General features: G+C 67.3%; 14 protein-coding genes. 6 read left to right on the top strand and 8 right to left on the bottom strand.

Annotated features, from left to right (window positions below):
• Positions 1–217 precede the first annotated feature (217 nt).
• Positions 218–2,113: a TRAP transporter large permease gene (locus C7R54_RS05930; protein ID WP_192903595.1), complete on the bottom strand. Its 1,896-nt coding sequence runs from the start codon at positions 2,111–2,113 to the stop codon at positions 218–220.
• Positions 2,110–3,126 carry a TRAP transporter substrate-binding protein gene (locus tag C7R54_RS05935; RefSeq protein ID WP_129149193.1) on the bottom strand — a complete coding sequence of 339 codons (1,017 nt, stop codon included), beginning with the start codon at positions 3,124–3,126 and terminating at the stop codon, positions 2,110–2,112. Before C7R54_RS05935 ends, C7R54_RS05930 begins: the two co-directional genes overlap by 4 nt.
• A 369-nt stretch (positions 3,127–3,495) precedes the next feature.
• Between C7R54_RS05935 and C7R54_RS05940 the strand changes: the two genes are divergently transcribed.
• The 4 genes from C7R54_RS05940 (at position 3,496) to C7R54_RS05955 (ending at position 7,340) form a co-directional block, all read left to right on the top strand.
• Positions 3,496–4,263 carry an SDR family NAD(P)-dependent oxidoreductase gene (locus tag C7R54_RS05940; protein WP_129149194.1) on the top strand — a complete coding sequence of 256 codons (768 nt, stop codon included), beginning with the start codon at positions 3,496–3,498 and terminating at the stop codon, positions 4,261–4,263.
• 258 nt (positions 4,264–4,521) lie between these two features.
• Positions 4,522–5,370, top strand: coding sequence for an inositol monophosphatase family protein (locus C7R54_RS05945; protein WP_129149195.1), 849 nt, complete (start codon positions 4,522–4,524; stop codon positions 5,368–5,370).
• A gap of 191 nt (positions 5,371–5,561) precedes the next feature.
• Positions 5,562–6,512: a serine O-acetyltransferase EpsC gene (gene epsC / locus C7R54_RS05950; protein WP_129149196.1), complete on the top strand. Its 951-nt coding sequence runs from the start codon at positions 5,562–5,564 to the stop codon at positions 6,510–6,512.
• A 3-nt stretch (positions 6,513–6,515) separates the two neighbouring features.
• Positions 6,516–7,340, top strand: a complete 825-nt coding sequence (locus tag C7R54_RS05955) for an NAD-dependent protein deacetylase (RefSeq protein ID WP_129149197.1) — start codon at positions 6,516–6,518, stop codon at positions 7,338–7,340.
• On the opposite strand, the gene C7R54_RS05960 is transcribed toward C7R54_RS05955, so the two are convergent.
• The 5 genes from C7R54_RS05960 to C7R54_RS05980 form a co-directional block, all read right to left on the bottom strand.
• The gene (locus C7R54_RS05960) at positions 7,311–7,736 is read right to left on the bottom strand and encodes a PCC domain-containing protein (RefSeq protein ID WP_129149198.1); all 426 of its coding nucleotides are present in this window, start codon (positions 7,734–7,736) and stop codon (positions 7,311–7,313) included. The two genes, C7R54_RS05955 and C7R54_RS05960, sit on opposite strands and share 30 nt — an antisense overlap.
• On the bottom strand, positions 7,723–8,304 hold the full coding sequence (locus C7R54_RS05965; protein ID WP_129149199.1) for a PPC domain-containing DNA-binding protein: 582 nt from the start codon (positions 8,302–8,304) through the stop codon (positions 7,723–7,725). Before C7R54_RS05965 ends, C7R54_RS05960 begins: the two co-directional genes overlap by 14 nt.
• On the bottom strand, positions 8,301–9,980 hold the full coding sequence (locus C7R54_RS05970) for an acyl-CoA synthetase (RefSeq protein WP_275669684.1): 1,680 nt from the start codon (positions 9,978–9,980) through the stop codon (positions 8,301–8,303). Before C7R54_RS05970 ends, C7R54_RS05965 begins: the two co-directional genes overlap by 4 nt.
• Positions 9,977–11,149, bottom strand: a complete 1,173-nt coding sequence (locus C7R54_RS05975; protein WP_129149200.1) for an acetyl-CoA acetyltransferase — start codon at positions 11,147–11,149, stop codon at positions 9,977–9,979. Before C7R54_RS05975 ends, C7R54_RS05970 begins: the two co-directional genes overlap by 4 nt.
• Positions 11,150–11,257: 108 nt before the next feature.
• Positions 11,258–12,082 carry an IclR family transcriptional regulator gene (locus tag C7R54_RS05980; protein WP_240039381.1) on the bottom strand — a complete coding sequence of 275 codons (825 nt, stop codon included), beginning with the start codon at positions 12,080–12,082 and terminating at the stop codon, positions 11,258–11,260.
• Between the two features lie 233 nt (positions 12,083–12,315).
• Between C7R54_RS05980 and C7R54_RS05985 the strand changes: the two genes are divergently transcribed.
• Both C7R54_RS05985 and C7R54_RS05990 read left to right on the top strand, forming a co-directional pair.
• Positions 12,316–13,329 (top strand): TRAP transporter substrate-binding protein, encoded by a 1,014-nt coding sequence (locus C7R54_RS05985; protein WP_129149202.1) that lies wholly within the window; start codon positions 12,316–12,318, stop codon positions 13,327–13,329.
• On the top strand, positions 13,326–15,224 hold the full coding sequence (locus tag C7R54_RS05990) for a TRAP transporter large permease (protein ID WP_129149203.1): 1,899 nt from the start codon (positions 13,326–13,328) through the stop codon (positions 15,222–15,224). Before C7R54_RS05985 ends, C7R54_RS05990 begins: the two co-directional genes overlap by 4 nt.
• Before the next feature lie 37 nt (positions 15,225–15,261).
• On the opposite strand, the gene C7R54_RS05995 is transcribed toward C7R54_RS05990, so the two are convergent.
• Positions 15,262–16,494 (bottom strand): AI-2E family transporter, encoded by a 1,233-nt coding sequence (locus C7R54_RS05995; protein ID WP_129149204.1) that lies wholly within the window; start codon positions 16,492–16,494, stop codon positions 15,262–15,264.
• Positions 16,495–16,600 lie beyond the last annotated feature (106 nt).

The following is a 16,600-nucleotide window of genomic DNA, read 5'->3' on the forward strand; positions in this document are numbered from 1 at the left end:
CTTCGTTCCGCCGCCCCCCAAACCGGACGGCTCTTGCAATGCGGGCATGATGACAGCCGAGTCCTGCAGCGATATGGCACGGCCGTGACAAAAAACTGCGGAGTGGTTTCCTGTGAAACGAAGCCGCGCGCCATGCACGACGCCGTCCCCCCTGTGAAAAAGAGGGACGGCGCCGTGGGTTTTACCGCTGATTACAAACTATCGACAGTCGCCTGTCCTAGCGCAGGAACCCGATGGACAACCAGGGAACGGCGGCGACGACGATCAATCCCACGGCAATGGACAGCAGGTACCCCACGATGGCGCGCATGCCGCGGTCGGGGGACACCCGGCCGATGGCGCAGGCGGCGTAGTAGCCGACGCCGAAGGGTGGCGCGAACAGGCCTATGCCCATGGCCAGGATCACCACCATGGCGTAATGCACCTCGTGTATGCCCATCTGATGCGCGATCGGGAACAGCAGGGGGCCGAACAGCACGATGGCCGGGATGCCTTCCAGCACGCTGCCCAGGATGATGAAGGCGACGATGGATACCGCCATGAAGGTGGCCGCGCCGCCGGGCAGGCCCGCCATCAGGTGCGCCAGCTGGCCGGAGAAGCCGGATTGCGTCAGGGCCCAGGCCATGCCCGTCGCGGCGCCGATGATCAACAGGATGGACCCCGACAGGCAGGCGGTATCGACCAGCATGGGCCACAGGCGCTTCCAGTCGAAGCGGCGGTAGACCAGCAGGCCGATCAGCGTCGAATATACGATGCCGATGGTGGATACCTCGGTGGCCGTGGCCACGCCCTCCACCACCGCCGCCCGGATGACGAAAGGCAGGGCCAGCGCCGGCAGGGCGATCAGCAGCGTGCGCAGGATCTCGGCGCCGCTCGCCCGGCCTTCCGGCGCGCGCTCCTGGCGCCGGCTGCGCCGCCACACCACCAGGCACAGCATCAAGCCCAGCACCAGCCCCGGCAGCAGGCCGCCCGTGAACAAGGCGGTGATGGACACGCCGGTGACCGAGCCGATGGTGATCAGCACCAGGCTGGGCGGAATGGTCTCGGTCTGCGCGCCGGTGGCCGACAGCAGCGCCACCAGGTCGCCGTCCTTCGCGCCGCGCTTGCGCATCTCCGGAAACAGCACCGGCGCGACCGCCGCCATGTCCGCGGCCTTGGCGCCGGAGATGCCCGACACCAGGTACATCGCGCCGATCAGCACATAGGACAGGCCGCCGCGCACGTGTCCCAGCAGGCTCGCCAGGAACGCCACCATGCGTTGCGCCATGCCGGTCATCTCGATCAGCACGCCGAGGAAGACGAACAAGGGCACGGCCAGCAGGATCAGGTGCGACATGCCTTCGTCCATGCGTCCCACCACCACCATCATGGGCGTGCTGGTGGTCAAGGCCAGGTAGCCGAAGGTGGCCAGGCCAAAACAGAAGGCAATGGGCACGCCGGCGAAGACGCAAGCCGCCACGACGCCGACGAAGAAGATCAGCAGGTTGTAGTTGCCGAGGTTCTGCAGGACGGGTTGCAGCAGGTAGAGCACGCCCACCACCAGCGCCACCACCACGATGGCCTTCAGCGCGCTCTGCCAGTCGGCCCTTTCCAGCAGGCGCAACAGCGCGACGGCGATCATCAGCAGCGTGCCCACGGGCAAGGCCGCCGCGCGCCAGATATTGGGTATCTCCAGCGCGGGCGTGGTGACGTACTGTTCCTCGTAGGCGTATTCGTAGCCGGGCCCGACGATCATCAGCAGGAACGCCAGCGCGGCAGCGACCGCCAGCATGTCGAGGAACGCCCGGCGGGCGGGCGAGGCGCGGCTGACGAAGGCCGTCATGCGCATATGCTCGCCGCGCCGGAAGGCCACCACCGACCCCAGCATGGCCAGCCACAGGAACAGGATGGACGCCAGCTCGTCCGACCACACCAGGGGCGTGTGCAGGACATAGCGCGCGACGATGCCGGCGAACAGGATGACGATCTCGGCCACGACCAGGATCGCGGCCGGGACTTCCACCAGCCAGCCTATGGCCGCGTCCAGCCCCGCCGCCCATGGCCGCCGCGCCACGGCGGGCGCGGCGGTGGCGCCGGCAAGGCCGGCGGCCGGCTGCATGGAAGGACTACTCATGAAAGTTTTCCGACCGACTGTTCGAGCAGGCCCCAGGCGTGATCGCCGTACTTGCCCTTCCACTCGGCGTAGAAGCCCGCCTGGCGCAAGGCATCGCGGATCGGACCCGGCTGGGGCGTATTGAACACCAGCCCCTGCTGCGTGAGCTGCGATTGCAGGTCATTGTTCAGGGCCAGCACGTCGGCCCGTACGCCCATGGCGGCGCCATTGATGTGCCGGGCGACGATCTCGCGCACATCCTTGGGCAGTTTTTCCCAGGCGCGCCGATTGGCCAGGAACCAGAAGCCGTCCCACATGTGGTTGGTGAGGGAGCAGTATTTCTGCACCTCGTACAGCTTGGCGGTCTGGATGATGGCCAGCGGGTTTTCCTGACCGTCCACCACCTTGGTCTGCAGGGCCGAATAGGTCTCGTTGAAGTTGATGCTGGCCGGGGCCGCGCCCAGCGCCTTGAACATGGACGTCCACAACGGGCTCACGGGCACGCGCAGCTTGAGGTCCTTGAAATCGCCGGGGCCGTTGATGGGCCGGTTGCTGGTGGTGACCTGGCGGAAGCCGCTGTCCCAGATCTTGTCCATCACCACCAGGCCCTTGCCTTCGATCTCCTTGCGGATATACGCGCCCAGGTCGCCATCCATGGCCTTCCAGACGGCATCGTAGTTGGGAAAGGCGAAACCGATGCCGCTGATGGACGAGGCCGGGACCAGCGTGGAAAGGATCAGGCCGGACAGCGTGAAGAACTCCACCGCGCCCGAGCGCAACTGGCTCAGGGTATCGGTATCCGAACCCAGCTGGCTGCTCGGGAAGATGGCCAGCTCGAAACGGCCCTTGGTATCGCGCAAGATGTTGGCCGCGGCCTCGCGCGCACGCACGTTCATGGGGTGCGTGGGCGGCAGGTTGTTGGCGTATTTGTAGCGGAACTCGGGGGCCGCGAAGGCGCGGCCCACCGGCGCCAGCGCCAAGGCAGCGCCGCCTCCGGCAACCGCGCTCATCAACTTGCGTCGGGTCAAATCCATGTTGTCTCCTCTCTCTGTGGTTGTCGATCCGTCCGCTTCGTCGAACCGGAAGCGGTACGGGGCCGGCGGACATGGACGCCGGCATTGCGTTTTCTTTCTTATGGACCATCTCGTGGACCGTTCTTGCCCGCGCGCCGCGATTTAATAAAAAAACACGAGACAGCGGGGTCATGACGAGCACGGATGGCTGAATTATTAGATCATATGGATGAGTAAATCCTCCGGCACGGCCAGCACCCGGGACCGGCGGACTTTATCGGCTGACCTTGCATAAACATCATTCAAAGCACTGCATGGCTGGCGTACCGCCCGGGAGGCGGCACGACGAGGTGCCATAGCGTACACAGCGTCATAAGGAGGAGACAAGACATGGATTACACCGATGGAGTGGTCATGGTCACGGGCGGTGCATCGGGCATCGGCCTGGCGGTCGCGCGCGGATTGCTGGACGAAGGCTGGAAGGTATTGATCGCCGATCGCTCCCCCGATGCGCTGGCGGCGGCCGGCGCGGACCTGCCCGGCGAGCGGGCGCGCTGCATCCGCCTGGACGTGACCAGCGACGACGAAGTGGCCGCGGCCCTGGACGACTGCGAGCGCACGTTCGGCCCCCTGGCCGGCCTGGTGAATTCCGCCGGCATCGGCCGCGACATGCCGTTCCTCGATACCGACACCGCGCTGTTGCGCCAGATCCTGGAAGTGAACCTGGTGGGGACCTTCGTCGCCGGCCGCCATGCCGCGCTGCGCATGCGCGAACGTCATCATGGAGCCATCGTCAATATCTCCTCGGTGTCGGGCCTGCGCGGCAACCTTGGACGGGCCGCGTACGGCGCGTCCAAGGGCGGCGTGGTGACGCTGACCCAGGTCATGGCGGTCGAGCTGGCCGAACTGGGCATACGCGTGAACGCGGTGGCGCCCGGTCCCATCGAGACGCCGCTGGTAAGCCGCATGCATACCGACGCGGCGCGCGCCCGCTGGATCGCCGCGGTCCCGCAGAAACGCTACGCCGCGCCGGAAGAGCTGTGCGGCACGGTGGCCTGGCTGCTGGACAGCGAGCGCTCGGGTTTCGTCACGGGGCAGACCATCAGCGTCGACGGCGGTTTCATGGCGGGCGGCCTGATCCGGCCGGATAGCCCCTGATTTCCACGGCGGGTGGGGGGGCCGGGCGGCGGGGGCGTGGCCCGGCCCCTGTCCGCGAGGCCGACTTATCCCCAGTTTTTGTGGACAACCCTTGGGATAGCCGTCGAGCAAGGCAATCAAATCCCTTTCAGGTCAATGACTTGCGGTTAACGAGCAGGCGAGGCACAGGTTACGTCCACGCCCTGCCCGCTGCAACAAGCGACATACTGGAAGCGGGATGTTCATGCTAGATTTCGGTTCGCCCAAGCCGAGAGACCCATGATACGAACGTTCAGCCGCGACGAGATCCGCCGCGTGGCCGCCATCCTGGCCGAAGCGGCCGATGCGGAAATCCTGCCTCGTTTCCGCCACTTGGCCGCCGATGCGGTACGCACCAAGAGCTCCCCCCAGGACCTCGTTACCGACGCCGATGAAGCCGCCGAACGCTATATCGGCGAGCGCCTGAGCCGCCTGTACCCCGGCGCGGTGATCCTCGGCGAGGAAGCCTGCTCGCGCAATCCCACGCTGTTGAATGTCTGGATAGATGCCGAACTGGCGTTCGTCATCGACCCGATAGACGGGACCCGCAACTACGTCGCCGGCCTGCCGCTGTTCGGCGTCATGGTCGGCGTGGTCAGCCGCGGCGAAATCGTGGCCGGCGTCATCTACGACCCGATGGGCCGCGACTGGGCCATCGCCGTGCGTGGCGAAGGCGCCTGGCTGGAGACGCCGCAAGGACAGCAGACGCCGCTGGCCGTGGCCGCGCCGGTGCCCGTCGAGGACATGATCGGGCTGATCTCCACCCAGCACCTGGAGCCGCCGCTCAAGGGCATCGTCCACCGCAACATGGCGCGCCTGGCGCTGGCCAACACGCTGCATTGCTCGGCGCATGAATACCGCATGATCGCCGGCGGCCATGCGCACATCCTGCTGTACGGCCAGCTCATGCCGTGGGACCACGTGGCGGGCTGGCTGCTGCACCACGAGGCCGGCGGCTACTGCGCCCATTTCGACGGTTCGCCCTACAAGCCTACCCACCGCTCCGGCGGCCTGCTCTACGCGCCCGACGCCGGCAGCTGGAAAGTGGCGCGCCAGGCCTTGCTGGAAGAAACGGCGCCCGAGGCCTGAGCCTGGACGACGGCGCCTTTCCGCTTTCCCTTTTTTCCGGGCCAACGGCGTTGCGCGACGGCCACGCCGCCCTCCCGCGGCTCAGGACCCGCGTCCCTGTCACCCTTGGCACCGCGCGGTCATTGCCTGCAAAGCGCGTAGGAACGGGTTACAACAACGGGAATATCCTTATCAAGTTTCAAGCGACTGCCATGAATGCCCCCATGAACCCCAAGGCCATTACCTGGAACCTGGGCGACATCGTCGCCGAGCTGCGCACCGTGCGCACCGAATGGCGCGAACCGCTGGGCCGCCTGCGCCGCGACCATGGCGGCGGGCGCGAGTTTCCCTCGCAGGAGAGCCTGCGCCAGATCATCAAGGACCTGTGCGGCGCCCTCTTTCCCATGCGCCTGGGTCCCATAGACCTGCGCGAGGAAACCGAGGACTTCTATGTCGGCCACACCATAGGCGCGGCGCTTGACGCACTGATGCACCAGGTGCGGCTGGAACTGAACTACACGGAGCGCAATCATCACCCCGACGCGGGGGAGATCGAACAACGCGCCACCGATATCGTGCGCGCCTTCGGCGCCGCCCTGCCCTCCGTTCGCCGCATGCTGGATGCCGACGTCATCGCCGCCTACCAGGGCGACCCGGCCGCTCGCAGCGTCGACGAAGTGCTGCTGTGCTATCCGGGCGTGATCGCCATGATCCACCACCGCCTGGCCCACGTGCTGAACAAGCTGGGCGTGCCGCTGCTGGCGCGCATCGTCGCCGAGATCGCCCATGCCGACACCGGCATCGACATCCATCCCGCCGCGACCATTGGCCGCAGCTTCTTCATCGACCACGGCACCGGCGTGGTGATCGGTGAAACGGCCATCATCGGCGATCGCGTACGGCTGTACCAGATGGTCACGCTGGGCGCCAAGCGCTTCCCGCCCGGCGAGAACGGCGAGCTGAAGAAGGGCCTGCCCCGCCACCCCGTCCTGGAAGACGACGTCGTGGTCTATGCCGGCGCCACCATCCTGGGGCGCACCACCATCGGCCGCGGCTCGGTCATCGGCGGCAACGTCTGGATCACGCGCGACGTGCCGCCGGGCAGCAATGTCACCCAGGCGGGTACGCTGAACACCGCGCCCGACGCCGGCTGCGGCGGCTGAACGATGCCGGGCGACGTGCAGGCCCTGCGCGATTTCGTGACGGCGCATCCCCGCCTGTTCGTGCTTACGGGCGCGGGTTGCAGCACCGGCTCGGGCATTCCGGACTACCGCGACGACGAGGGCGCGTGGAAACGGCGCCCGCCCATCCAGTACCGCACCTTCATGGATGACACGGTGGCGCGCCGGCGCTACTGGGCGCGCGGCATGATAGGTTGGCGCATGTTCGGCCATGTGGCGCCCAATGCGGCGCACCGGGCGCTGGCGACGCTGGAAGGGCAAGGGCGTTATTCCCTGCTGGTCACGCAGAACGTCGATGGCCTGCACGAGGCCGCGGGAACGCGCGACGTCGTCGACCTGCACGGTCGCATGGACCGGGTGGTCTGCACGCAATGCGGCCATCTGCTGCCGCGCCAGCAAATGCAGGAATGGCTGGAGAGCGCCAATCCGGGCTGGCTGCACCTGCATGCCGAGGATGCGCCGGACGGCGACGCCGATCTCGAAGGCGAGGACTTCTCCCGCTTCGAGGTGCCGCCCTGTCCGGTGTGCGGGGGCATTTTGAAACCCGACGTGGTGTTCTTCGGCGAGACCGTGCCGCCCGATCGCGTGGAACGGGCGTATGCCGCGCTGGCGCAGTCCGGCGCGGTGCTGGTGGTCGGCTCGTCGCTGATGGTCTATTCGGGCTACCGCTTCGTCGCGGCGGCTTCGCGCGCCGGCCTGCCCATCGCGGCGGTCAACCTGGGCAGGACGCGGGCCGACGCCATGCTCACGCTGAAAGTCGAGCAATCCTGCGCCGACGCACTATCCGCCCTGGTCGCCACGCTGGACTGAAGCAGGCGCCGGCGCCCCGTCCTTTAGCCATTCTTCCAGCACGGTCTCGAAGGTCATGCAGATCGGGTTGCGACCGGAGACGAAGCGGCCCGCGTGCACGCCGCCGGCGGGATCGACGACGGTCCCGCTCAGGCGCGCCACGGCCGCGCCGCCCGCATCCAGGGCGACCTCCCCGCACAGGGTGAGCACCTCGACCGCCGGCCCTGGAAGCTCCTCCACGGCGGCGGCCGCCCCTTCCAGGCTGGCCTGCGTCAGGCTTCCCAGGCTGCCGCGCACCATCGCGCGCGCGAAGCCATGCGCCAGGCATAGTTTCTCGATGCTTTGCACCAGGTCTTCATTCGGCCGCAGGCGCGCATAGACGATGCGCCCGGTGTGGCCATGCTCAATGGTCGGCATGGATATCTCCCTTGGTTTCCGGTTGGAATACCGCGAGCTGGATGTGTGGGTCGTAGCGGCGGGTAAGCCGCGTGGCCCTCAGGGCGTGAACGTAGGCGACACAACCGCCTTCGTCGATCACGCATCGTTCGGTCAGCAGATGGCCGCCGATCAGGCGGCCCTCCGCGTCGACCAGCAAACCGTGGCAATGCAGCAGCGGCGCGCCGTGCTCGTCCTCGCCCAGCGTGGCGCCCGCGCCTATCAGGCGCAAGGCGCGGTCCACCATGATGGGCGCGGTATAGGCGATGACCTGCGCGATGTCCGGCTCGGGCCGTGCCAGGCAGTACGCGCCCCGGGTGAAGTGCCCGTCCAGCAGGTTGATGGCGCAGGCGACCACCCCGCGCGCGCGCAACGGCAGGACCAGCGCGTCGTACAGCGTTTCGCCCGCCGGCAGCTCCAGCCGCAAGGACGGCCCGCCGGGATTCTCCACGCTGGTCCAGCGCGTGGCCGGCAGGGGGCCGGGATGGCGCAACATGCGGACGGGGGCGTGGCTGTTCAGGGCATGGTTGTTCAGGGCATGGCCAGTCATGGCATGATCCCCCGCTCATGCAGCGCATCGCGCACCAGCTTCTTGGTGATCTTGCCGTAGCCGGAGCGTGGCAAGGCATCCCAGAAGTAGACGCGGCGCGGCAGTTTGTAGCGGGCCAGCCGTCCCTCCAGCCAGGCCATCATGGCGGCCTCGTCGATCGCCTGCCCGGGACGCGGTACGCACACCATGATGCCGACCTCCCCCCAGGTCGCATCGGGCACGCCCACCACCGCCACCTCGGCCACGGCGGGGTGCTCCAGCACCTTCTCCTCGATCTCGCGCGGGTAGACATTGGAGCCGCCCGAAATGTACATGTCGGACGCCCGTCCCGTGATGTAGAGGAAGCCCTCCGCGTCCATGTGGCCAAGATCGCCCGTACGGAACCAGCCATTCCGAAATGCCTTCGCGTTGGCCTCGGGGTTGTTGTAATAGCCGGCGAATACCGCGGGACCGCAGACGCAGATTTCGCCCTGCACGCCGGGCTCGACCGCCTGGCCTTGTTCGTCCTGGATGCAGACCTGCATCCCCGTGCGCGCGTAACCGCAGGTGCCGACGCGGGCGGCGGCATCGTCCTCGATACGGTGCAGCGCGGGCGGCAGCACGGTGATGTTGCCCGTGACCTCGCCCAGGCCGAAGTACTGCACCAGCACCGGTCCCAGCTTGTCGAGCGCGCGCTTCTGGTCCTCGCGATACATGGGTGCGCCGGCATAGATGACGTAACGCAGCGAACCGTGGTCGTGCGCATCCACGCTCGGATGTTCCACCAGCAGCTTGACGATGGTCGGCACCGTGAACATGTTGGTGACGCGGTGCTCGCTCACCAGCCGCCATATCCTGTCGGCGTCGAAACGCCCGTCCGGCGGCAGCACGGTGGCCGCCGCGCGCGCCACCTGGGTCAACAGATGGATGCCGGCGCCATGCGACAGCGGCGCCACGGCCATGCTGACATCTTGCTCCGTGGTCCCCGGCATCAGATCGCACAGGTGGTTGGTAACGACGAAACCCATCTGTCCATGGGTCAGCACGGCGGCCTTGGGACGACCCGTGGTGCCCGACGTGAAGAAGAACCAGCAGGGGTCGTCGTATTCGACGTCCGCGTCGGGCAGCCGGTCGGCGCTCGTGGCCGCATCATCGGCGTATTCCTGCTCGCCCAGGCCGAAATCGCCGGCGCCGATGCGCAATAGCACGCCGAGCCCTGGCAGCGCGCCGGCCATGGCGCGCGCATGATCGGGAAACTCCGCGTGGCAGATCACCGCGCGCGCGCCCGAGGCCTGTGCCAGGTAGGCCGCCTCGTCGGGCGCGATGCGGAAGTTCGTCGGCACCCAGACCGCGCCCAGCCGGAATGCCGCGAACATGGTTTCGACGAAGGCCACGCAATTCTTCGAGTGAACCAGCACACGGTCGCCCTTGCCCACGCCCTGGCTTGCCAGGTACGCGGCAAGCGCATGGACACGCGCGTCGAGCGTGCGCCACGTGACGGCCTGCCGCTCCAGGATCAAGGCGGGACGGTCCGGAAACCGGCGCGCCGCCTGGGTCAACCAATAGGCCAGGTTCATGACGCGGCGCGAGACCGGCGTCACGCCGCCTTTTGGATCCCCGCCTGCGTGCGTCGAAGCCGCCACGGCGTTTGCCGCTTCCGAGCCTGCGCTGGACATCGCCGTCCGCGCGCCGCTCATCGCTGCCGCTCCAGGATGCTGACGTAATTGGCGACGGCCGCGCCGCCCATGTTGAAGACGCCCGCCAGCCGCGCATCCGGGATCTGCATGTCGCCGGCTTCGTGCATCAGCTGCATGCAGGCCATGACATGCATGGACACGCCCGTGGCGCCGACAGGATGTCCCTTGGCCTTGAGCCCGCCGGAAGGATTCACCGGCAACCTGCCGCCCTTCTCGGTCCACCCCTCGCGCACGGCCCGGTACCCTTCGCCCGGCGCGGTCAGGCCCATGGCCTCGTACTCGATGAGTTCGGCAATGGTGAAGCAGTCATGGGTCTCCACCAGGTCGAGGTCGTCCAGCGCCAGGCCCGCGTCGGCGAGAGCGCCCCGCCATGCCCGCGCCGCACCCTCGAAGGCAATGGGATCGCGGCGGCTGAGGGGCAGGATGTCGTTGACCTGTCTGCGCGCGCGAAACGCCACGGCGCGCGCCAGGCCGGCCGCGACGTCGCTGGACGCCAGCACCAGCGCGGCCGCGCCGTCGGACACCAGCGAACAATCGGTGCGCCGCAAGGGCGGCGCGACGTAGGGGTTCTTTTCGGAGACCGTATTGCAGAACGCCACGCCCAGGTCCTTGCGAATCTGCGCATAGGGATTGGCCACGCCATTGCGATGATTCTTGGCCGCGATGCGCGCGAGTTCCTCCGAGCGGTCGCCATGGCGATCGAAATAGGCCTGCGCGATGCGTCCGAATACGCCCGCGAAGCCGCCTTCGATATCGGCCTCCTCGCGACGGTAGCTGGCGTTGAGCAGGATGTCGCCGATTTCCCGCCCCGGCCGGGACGTCATTTTCTCGGCGCCCACCACCAGCGCGACACGGCCGCGGCCGGCTTCGATGAAGTCCATGGCGGCGTAAAGCGCCGCCGATCCGGTGGCGCAGGCGTTTTCCAGGCGATTGGCCGGTACGTAAGCCAGCCGGGGGTCCGCCAGGGCCACCAGCGCGCCCTGGAAGTCCTGTTTCTGGAAACCGCTGTTCATGACGCCCACATAGATACCGTCGACGGCGTCGGCGGTGACGCCAGCGTGTTCCAGGGCTTGCAGCGACACGCGGGCCATCAGGCTCTCGGTGTCGGGGTCGTCCAGTTTGCCGAACGGAATGTGGGACCACCCCACGATGACGGCACGGTCAGGCATGGTTCATCTCCTCTCAGGTTCTTCTACGGGTTCCGGTTCCAGATGTTCTTCCGGTGCTTCATCACGCATTCAGGCCACGTATTCATGACATGCATCCATGGCATGTATTCATGGCGAACGCGGGCGCGCGGGCACGTCCCGGCGCGGCACGCCCGCGCCCTCGGCCAGCGCTTCCAGCTTTTTCGCTTCCCTGGACAATTGCTTGGCTAGCTGGAATTGACGCTCCTCATCCAGCCGGCTTTCGATGGCCGCGATGCTGAGCGCGCCCGCTACCTGGCCATCGGGACCGCGCACGGGAACCCCTATACCCCAGGAGCCAGGCACGATCAGGCCGCGGTTGGCCGCGTAACCCTGCGCACGCGCCTCCTTCACCTGAGACCATAACAAGGCCGGCGAATAATTGGGATAGCGCTGTTCGATCAGGGCGGCGTTGGCGTCCAGGCATTGCTGCACGTCCTCGTCGGGCAAGGCCGCCAGCATCGCCAGGCTGCCGGCGCCCACGCCCAGGGGATGGCGGTCGCCGGGCAGCAAGGCATGGGTCTTGAGCGGATAGTCGCCGTCCACGCGCAGCACGCAGACGGCGAAGACATGGCGGCGTATCGAAAAGAAGGCGGAATCGCCGCAGTCATGCGCGAGACCGGCGACGGTATCGGCGGCCAGCCGGCTCAAGCCGTGGCGTTGCGCCGCGATATTGCCCATCACATGGCATTCGGGACCGAGAAAGTAGCGGCGGGTGCTCGCGTCCTGTTCCAGCATGCCCTCGGCGACCAGGGCCGAAAGCATGCGGTGCACGGTGGGCTTGTTCAAGCCGGTTTCCCGCGTCAAGGCCAGCAGGCCAGCGCCTTCCTGCGCCGTGCGCGCCACGGCCCGCAGCACGCGCATGGCGCGCGCGATTGCCTGCGCGCCATCCACCCGGGTTGCGGTATTTGCCACACTGTCTCCCGTTTCTTTATCCATCCAGGTCCATTATGTGAACCCAGTGATTTAATGAAAATTTATCGGTGGATGAATTCTACTGCTTTCGCTCGGAATATCAATGTGATTTAATAAACCATCACGTTTGTTCTTTGGTCCATATTATGGACCTATATAAATTGCCGGCACCACGACCAGGCCGGCGTCCACGCCGGCGGCGTCACGCCAGCCGGACATAACCAGGAGACAGCATGAACGTGAATCGACGCAAGTTCGTGGCGGCCGCCGGTGGCGCGGCCCTCATCGGCGCAGCCCCCCTGCGACTGGCCCTGGCGGCGCCCCAGTATCGGTACAAATACGCCAACAACCTGCCGCCCACGCACCCCATGAATGTGCGAGCCAATGAGGCGGCCAAGGCAATTGCCAAGGACACGAACGGCCGTTTCGAGCTGGCCATCTTCCCGAGCAGCCAGCTGGGTTCGGATACCGATACCCTGAGCCAGTTGCGCTCGGGCGCGGTGGAGTTCTTCACGCTGTCCGGCCTGATCCTTTCCACGCTGGTCCCGGCCTCGTCCATCAGCGGCATCGGCTTCGCCTTCCCCGACTACGACACCGTCTGGAAGGCCATGGACGGTCCGCTCGGCGCGCACATCCGCAAGGAAATCGAAGGCAAGGGCCTGGTGGTGATGGACAAGATCTGGGACAGCGGCTTCCGCCAGGTCACCACCAGCAACCGGCCCATCAACGGCCCCGGCGATTTCAAGGACCTGAAGATCCGCGTGCCCGTGAGTCCGCTGTGGACCTCCATGTTCCAGGCGCTGGGCGCGGCCCCGGCCAGCATCAACTTCAACGAGACCTACTCGGCCCTGCAAACGAAGGTGGTGGACGGGCAGGAAAACCCGCTGGCCATCATCCAGACCGCCAAGCTGTACGAGGTGCAGAAATACTGCTCCCTCACCAACCACATGTGGGACGGCTTCTGGTTCCTGGCCAACCGGCGCGCCTGGGAAAAACTGCCTGCCGACGTCCGCGACATCGTGGCCAAGCACGTGAATGCCGCCGCCATGGGCGTGCGCGCCGACGTGCTGGCCTTGAACAACCAATTGCAGGGCCAGTTGGCGCAGCAAGGCATGGCCTTCAATTCCCCCGCGCCCGGCCCCATCCGCGACGCCCTGCGCAGCGCCGGTTTCTACAAGGAATGGCAAGGCAAGTACGGAGAGAAGGCCTGGAGCTTGCTGGAGCAATCCGTCGGGAAGCTGTCATGACGCCCGACGTCACGCCCAACCTGGCATCCCAGGCGCCTGGCCGCTCCGCCGCCGTACCGGGGGCGCGGCCTTCCTGGGCGGCACAGGCCGAGGCGGCCATCGGCCGCCTCGCCGAAATCCCGGCCGCCATCCTGGTCGTGGCCGAGATAGTCATCCTGTTCGCCGGCATCGCGGCGCGCTACGTATTCCACGCGCCTTTGGTCTGGTCCGATGAACTGGCGTCCATCCTGTTCCTGTGGCTGGCCATGCTGGGGTCGGTGGTGGCCTTCCGGCGCGGCGAGCACATGCGCATGACGGCCTTCGTCAACCGCGCCTCGCCCGCCCGGCGGGCATTCCTGGACATGCTGGCGGTCTCGGCGGCCCTGGCTTTCCTGCTGCTGATCCTGGCGCCAGGCTGGGAATACGCGGTGGAGGAACAGTACGTCACCACGCCCGCGCTGGAGATACCCAATATCTGGCGCGCGGCGGCCCTGCCCGTGGGCACGGTGCTGATGATCGGGCTGGCGCTGCTGCGCCTGCTCGAACGCGCCGGCTGGCTGACCACGCTCAAGGCCCTGGGGCTGGTGGCCGCGGGCGTGGCGCTGCTGGTGGCGGCGCAACCCCTGCTGGCCACCCTCGGCAACGCCAACCTGCTGATCTTCTTCGTCGGCATCGTGGCGTTGTGCGTGTTCACCGGCGTGCCCATCGCCTTCTCCTTCGGGCTGGCGACCTATGGCTATCTTGCGCTCACCACGTCCACGCCGATGATGGTGGTGGTGGGACGCCTGGACGAAGGCATGTCGCACCTGATCCTGCTGGCCGTGCCGCTGTTCATTTTCCTCGGCCTGCTGATCGAGATGACCGGCATGGCGCAGCGCATGGTGGCCTTCCTGGCGAGCCTGCTGGGACATGTGCGCGGCGGCCTGTCCTATGTTCTGATCGGCGCGATGTACCTGGTGTCGGGCATCTCCGGCGCCAAGGCCGCGGACATGGCGGCGGTCGCGCCGGTGCTGTTTCCGGAGATGCGCAAGCGCGGCGCGAAGGACGGCGACCTGGTGGCGCTGCTGTCGGCCACCGGCGCGCAGACCGAGACCATTCCGCCCAGCCTGGTGCTGATCACCATCGGCTCGGTCACCGGCGTGTCCATCACCGCCCTGTTCACCGGCGGCCTGCTGCCGGGGCTGGTGCTGGCCTTGATGCTGTGCCTGGTGGTGTGGCGGCGCTATCGCGGCGAGCGCCTGGACGGCGTGCGGCGAGCGCCACGCGCGGAAATCCTGCGCGCCCTGGTGATCGCGCTGCCGGCGCTGGCCCTCCCGGTCGTCATCCGCGCGGCGGTCGTGGAAGGCGTGGCCACGGCCACCGAGGTGTCCACCATCGGCATCGTGTATTCGACGCTGATCGGCCTGCTGGTCTATCGCCGCTTCGACTGGAAGCGCCTGTGGCCCATGCTGGTCGACACCGCCTGCCTGTCGGGATCCATCCTGTTGATCATCGGCGCCGCGACCGCCATGGCCTGGGCCTTGACGCAGTCCGGCTTCTCGACGCAACTGGCGCACCTCATGGCATCCGTGCCCGGCGGCGCGATCACCTTCATGGCGGTATCCATCGTCGTGTTCGTGGTGCTGGGCAGCGTGCTGGAAGGCATCCCGGCCATCGTGCTGTTCGGCCCCCTGCTGTTCCCGATCGCGCATCAGATGGGCATACACGAGGTGCATTACGCCATGGTGGTGATCCTGGCCATGGGCATAGGCCTGTTCGCGCCGCCCTTCGGCGTCGGCTACTACGCCGCCTGCGCCATCGGCCGCGTGCAACCGGACAAGGGCATAGGGCCCATCATGGGCTACCTGGCGTCCATCGCGGTCGGCCTGGTGATCGTGGCCGCCATCCCCTGGCTGTCCACGGGCTTCCTGCACTGACCTGTCCGCCTGCCCGCGCCAGGCGGGCAGGCGTCCCTCACTCCCCCAGGAACTCGGCGACCGCGTGCAGGTCATCCACGTGGTCCGCCACCACCTTCACGATCACGGCAATGGGGACGGACAGCAGCGTACCCCACAATCCCCACACCCACGTAAACAGCAGCAGCATCACGAACACCGCGACCGGGTTCATCCGCGCGATGCGTCCGGTCATCCACGTCTGCACCACGAAGCCGATCAGCGACGCGATCAGCAGCGACACGCCGGCCACCAGCAGGGCGGGACCCAGCTCCCCAAACTGCACCACCGCCGCCACTCCGGTGAACACGGCGACCAGCAGCGGCCCGAAATACGGCACCACGTGCAGCGCGCCCGCCACCACCGCCCAGGTACCGGCGTTGTCCAGGCCAAGCAATCGAAACGCCGCCCAGCTGCACAGCGCAAGCAGGATGTTGGTGATCACCATCATCGCCATATACAGGCGGATGGAACGGTTGATCTGGTCCAGCATGTGCACGTTGATCTTTTTCTCCGAGATCGTGTGCCCGCAGACCTTGATGAATTTGCGCTTGAAGATGTCGCCCGAGCACAGCAGGAAGAACACCAGGAAGAGCACCATCACGCCCTGCCCCATCCCCGAGGCCACGCCCATGGAACCTGCCAGCAGCATGCCCTCCAGCTTTTCGGATGGGCGCGCCGCCACCGCCGCGCCCTGCGCGCGCGGCTTCTCGCCCTTGTCCAGGGCGGCGCCGGCCGCGCGCAGCTTGTCCAGGAAGGAACCCTTGCCGGCGGCGAAGCCTTGCACGGTGCGCGTAACCTTCTGCACGGTCTGGGGCAGGCTGTCGACGATGGTCCCGACCTGGTTCTGCAAGGAGGTGACGCCAAAAACCAGCGCCCCCACCAGGGCGGCCATCACCACCGCCGCGCTGATGGGACGCGGAATGCGGACGCGGCGAACCAGCGTGTACACCAGCGGCTCCAGCGCGTAGGAGAGCAGGATGGCAAGCACCAGCGGAATCAGGAATTCGCGCGCCTCGCGCATGGCGAACAAGACCGCCAGCACCGCGATGACGATTACCGCGGCGTACCGGCGATCGGCCACGCGCCGCGGCGCGGAAGGCGTCGTCGGGCCGGAAGGCGTCGTCGGCGCGGAAGGATCGGCAGGCGTGGCCGGGGCGGCCCGCGGCTCGCCGCCCCCAGCCGTCAATGCACTGGCGGATACGGCGTGTGCATGGGCGGCCGGCGTGCGCGGCGGCCGGCGCGTCCTCATGCGCCCCTCCGCCGGACGGTCCGCCCAGGTGCGGAGGGTTGTAGAAAGGCGAAAAAAACGAAGCGCATGGGCGTGTCCCGAAGCGCGGACGAATTGCCGCGTCGCG

Source organism: Achromobacter aloeverae (assembly GCF_004121055.1).
Classification (GTDB): domain Bacteria; phylum Pseudomonadota; class Gammaproteobacteria; order Burkholderiales; family Burkholderiaceae_B; genus Bordetella_C; species Bordetella_C aloeverae.

What these genes read in the sequence shown, in the direction of transcription:
- C7R54_RS05935 (WP_129149193.1), bottom strand. Translation starts at nt 3,126, where the DNA reads ATGGATTTGACCCGACGCAAGTTGATGAGCGCGGTTGCCGGAGGCGGC.
- epsC (WP_129149196.1), top strand. Translation starts at nt 5,562, where the DNA reads ATGAATGCCCCCATGAACCCCAAGGCCATTACCTGGAACCTGGGCGAC.
- C7R54_RS05940 (WP_129149194.1), top strand. Translation starts at nt 3,496, where the DNA reads ATGGATTACACCGATGGAGTGGTCATGGTCACGGGCGGTGCATCGGGC.
- C7R54_RS05975 (WP_129149200.1), bottom strand. Translation starts at nt 11,149, where the DNA reads ATGCCTGACCGTGCCGTCATCGTGGGGTGGTCCCACATTCCGTTCGGC.
- C7R54_RS05930 (WP_192903595.1), bottom strand. Translation starts at nt 2,113, where the DNA reads ATGAGTAGTCCTTCCATGCAGCCGGCCGCCGGCCTTGCCGGCGCCACC.
- C7R54_RS05995 (WP_129149204.1), bottom strand. Translation starts at nt 16,494, where the DNA reads ATGAGGACGCGCCGGCCGCCGCGCACGCCGGCCGCCCATGCACACGCC.
- C7R54_RS05985 (WP_129149202.1), top strand. Translation starts at nt 12,316, where the DNA reads ATGAACGTGAATCGACGCAAGTTCGTGGCGGCCGCCGGTGGCGCGGCC.
- C7R54_RS05945 (WP_129149195.1), top strand. Translation starts at nt 4,522, where the DNA reads ATGATACGAACGTTCAGCCGCGACGAGATCCGCCGCGTGGCCGCCATC.
- C7R54_RS05970 (WP_275669684.1), bottom strand. Translation starts at nt 9,980, where the DNA reads ATGAGCGGCGCGCGGACGGCGATGTCCAGCGCAGGCTCGGAAGCGGCA.
- C7R54_RS05990 (WP_129149203.1), top strand. Translation starts at nt 13,326, where the DNA reads ATGACGCCCGACGTCACGCCCAACCTGGCATCCCAGGCGCCTGGCCGC.
- C7R54_RS05960 (WP_129149198.1), bottom strand. Translation starts at nt 7,736, where the DNA reads ATGCCGACCATTGAGCATGGCCACACCGGGCGCATCGTCTATGCGCGC.
- C7R54_RS05955 (WP_129149197.1), top strand. Translation starts at nt 6,516, where the DNA reads ATGCCGGGCGACGTGCAGGCCCTGCGCGATTTCGTGACGGCGCATCCC.
- C7R54_RS05965 (WP_129149199.1), bottom strand. Translation starts at nt 8,304, where the DNA reads ATGACTGGCCATGCCCTGAACAACCATGCCCTGAACAGCCACGCCCCC.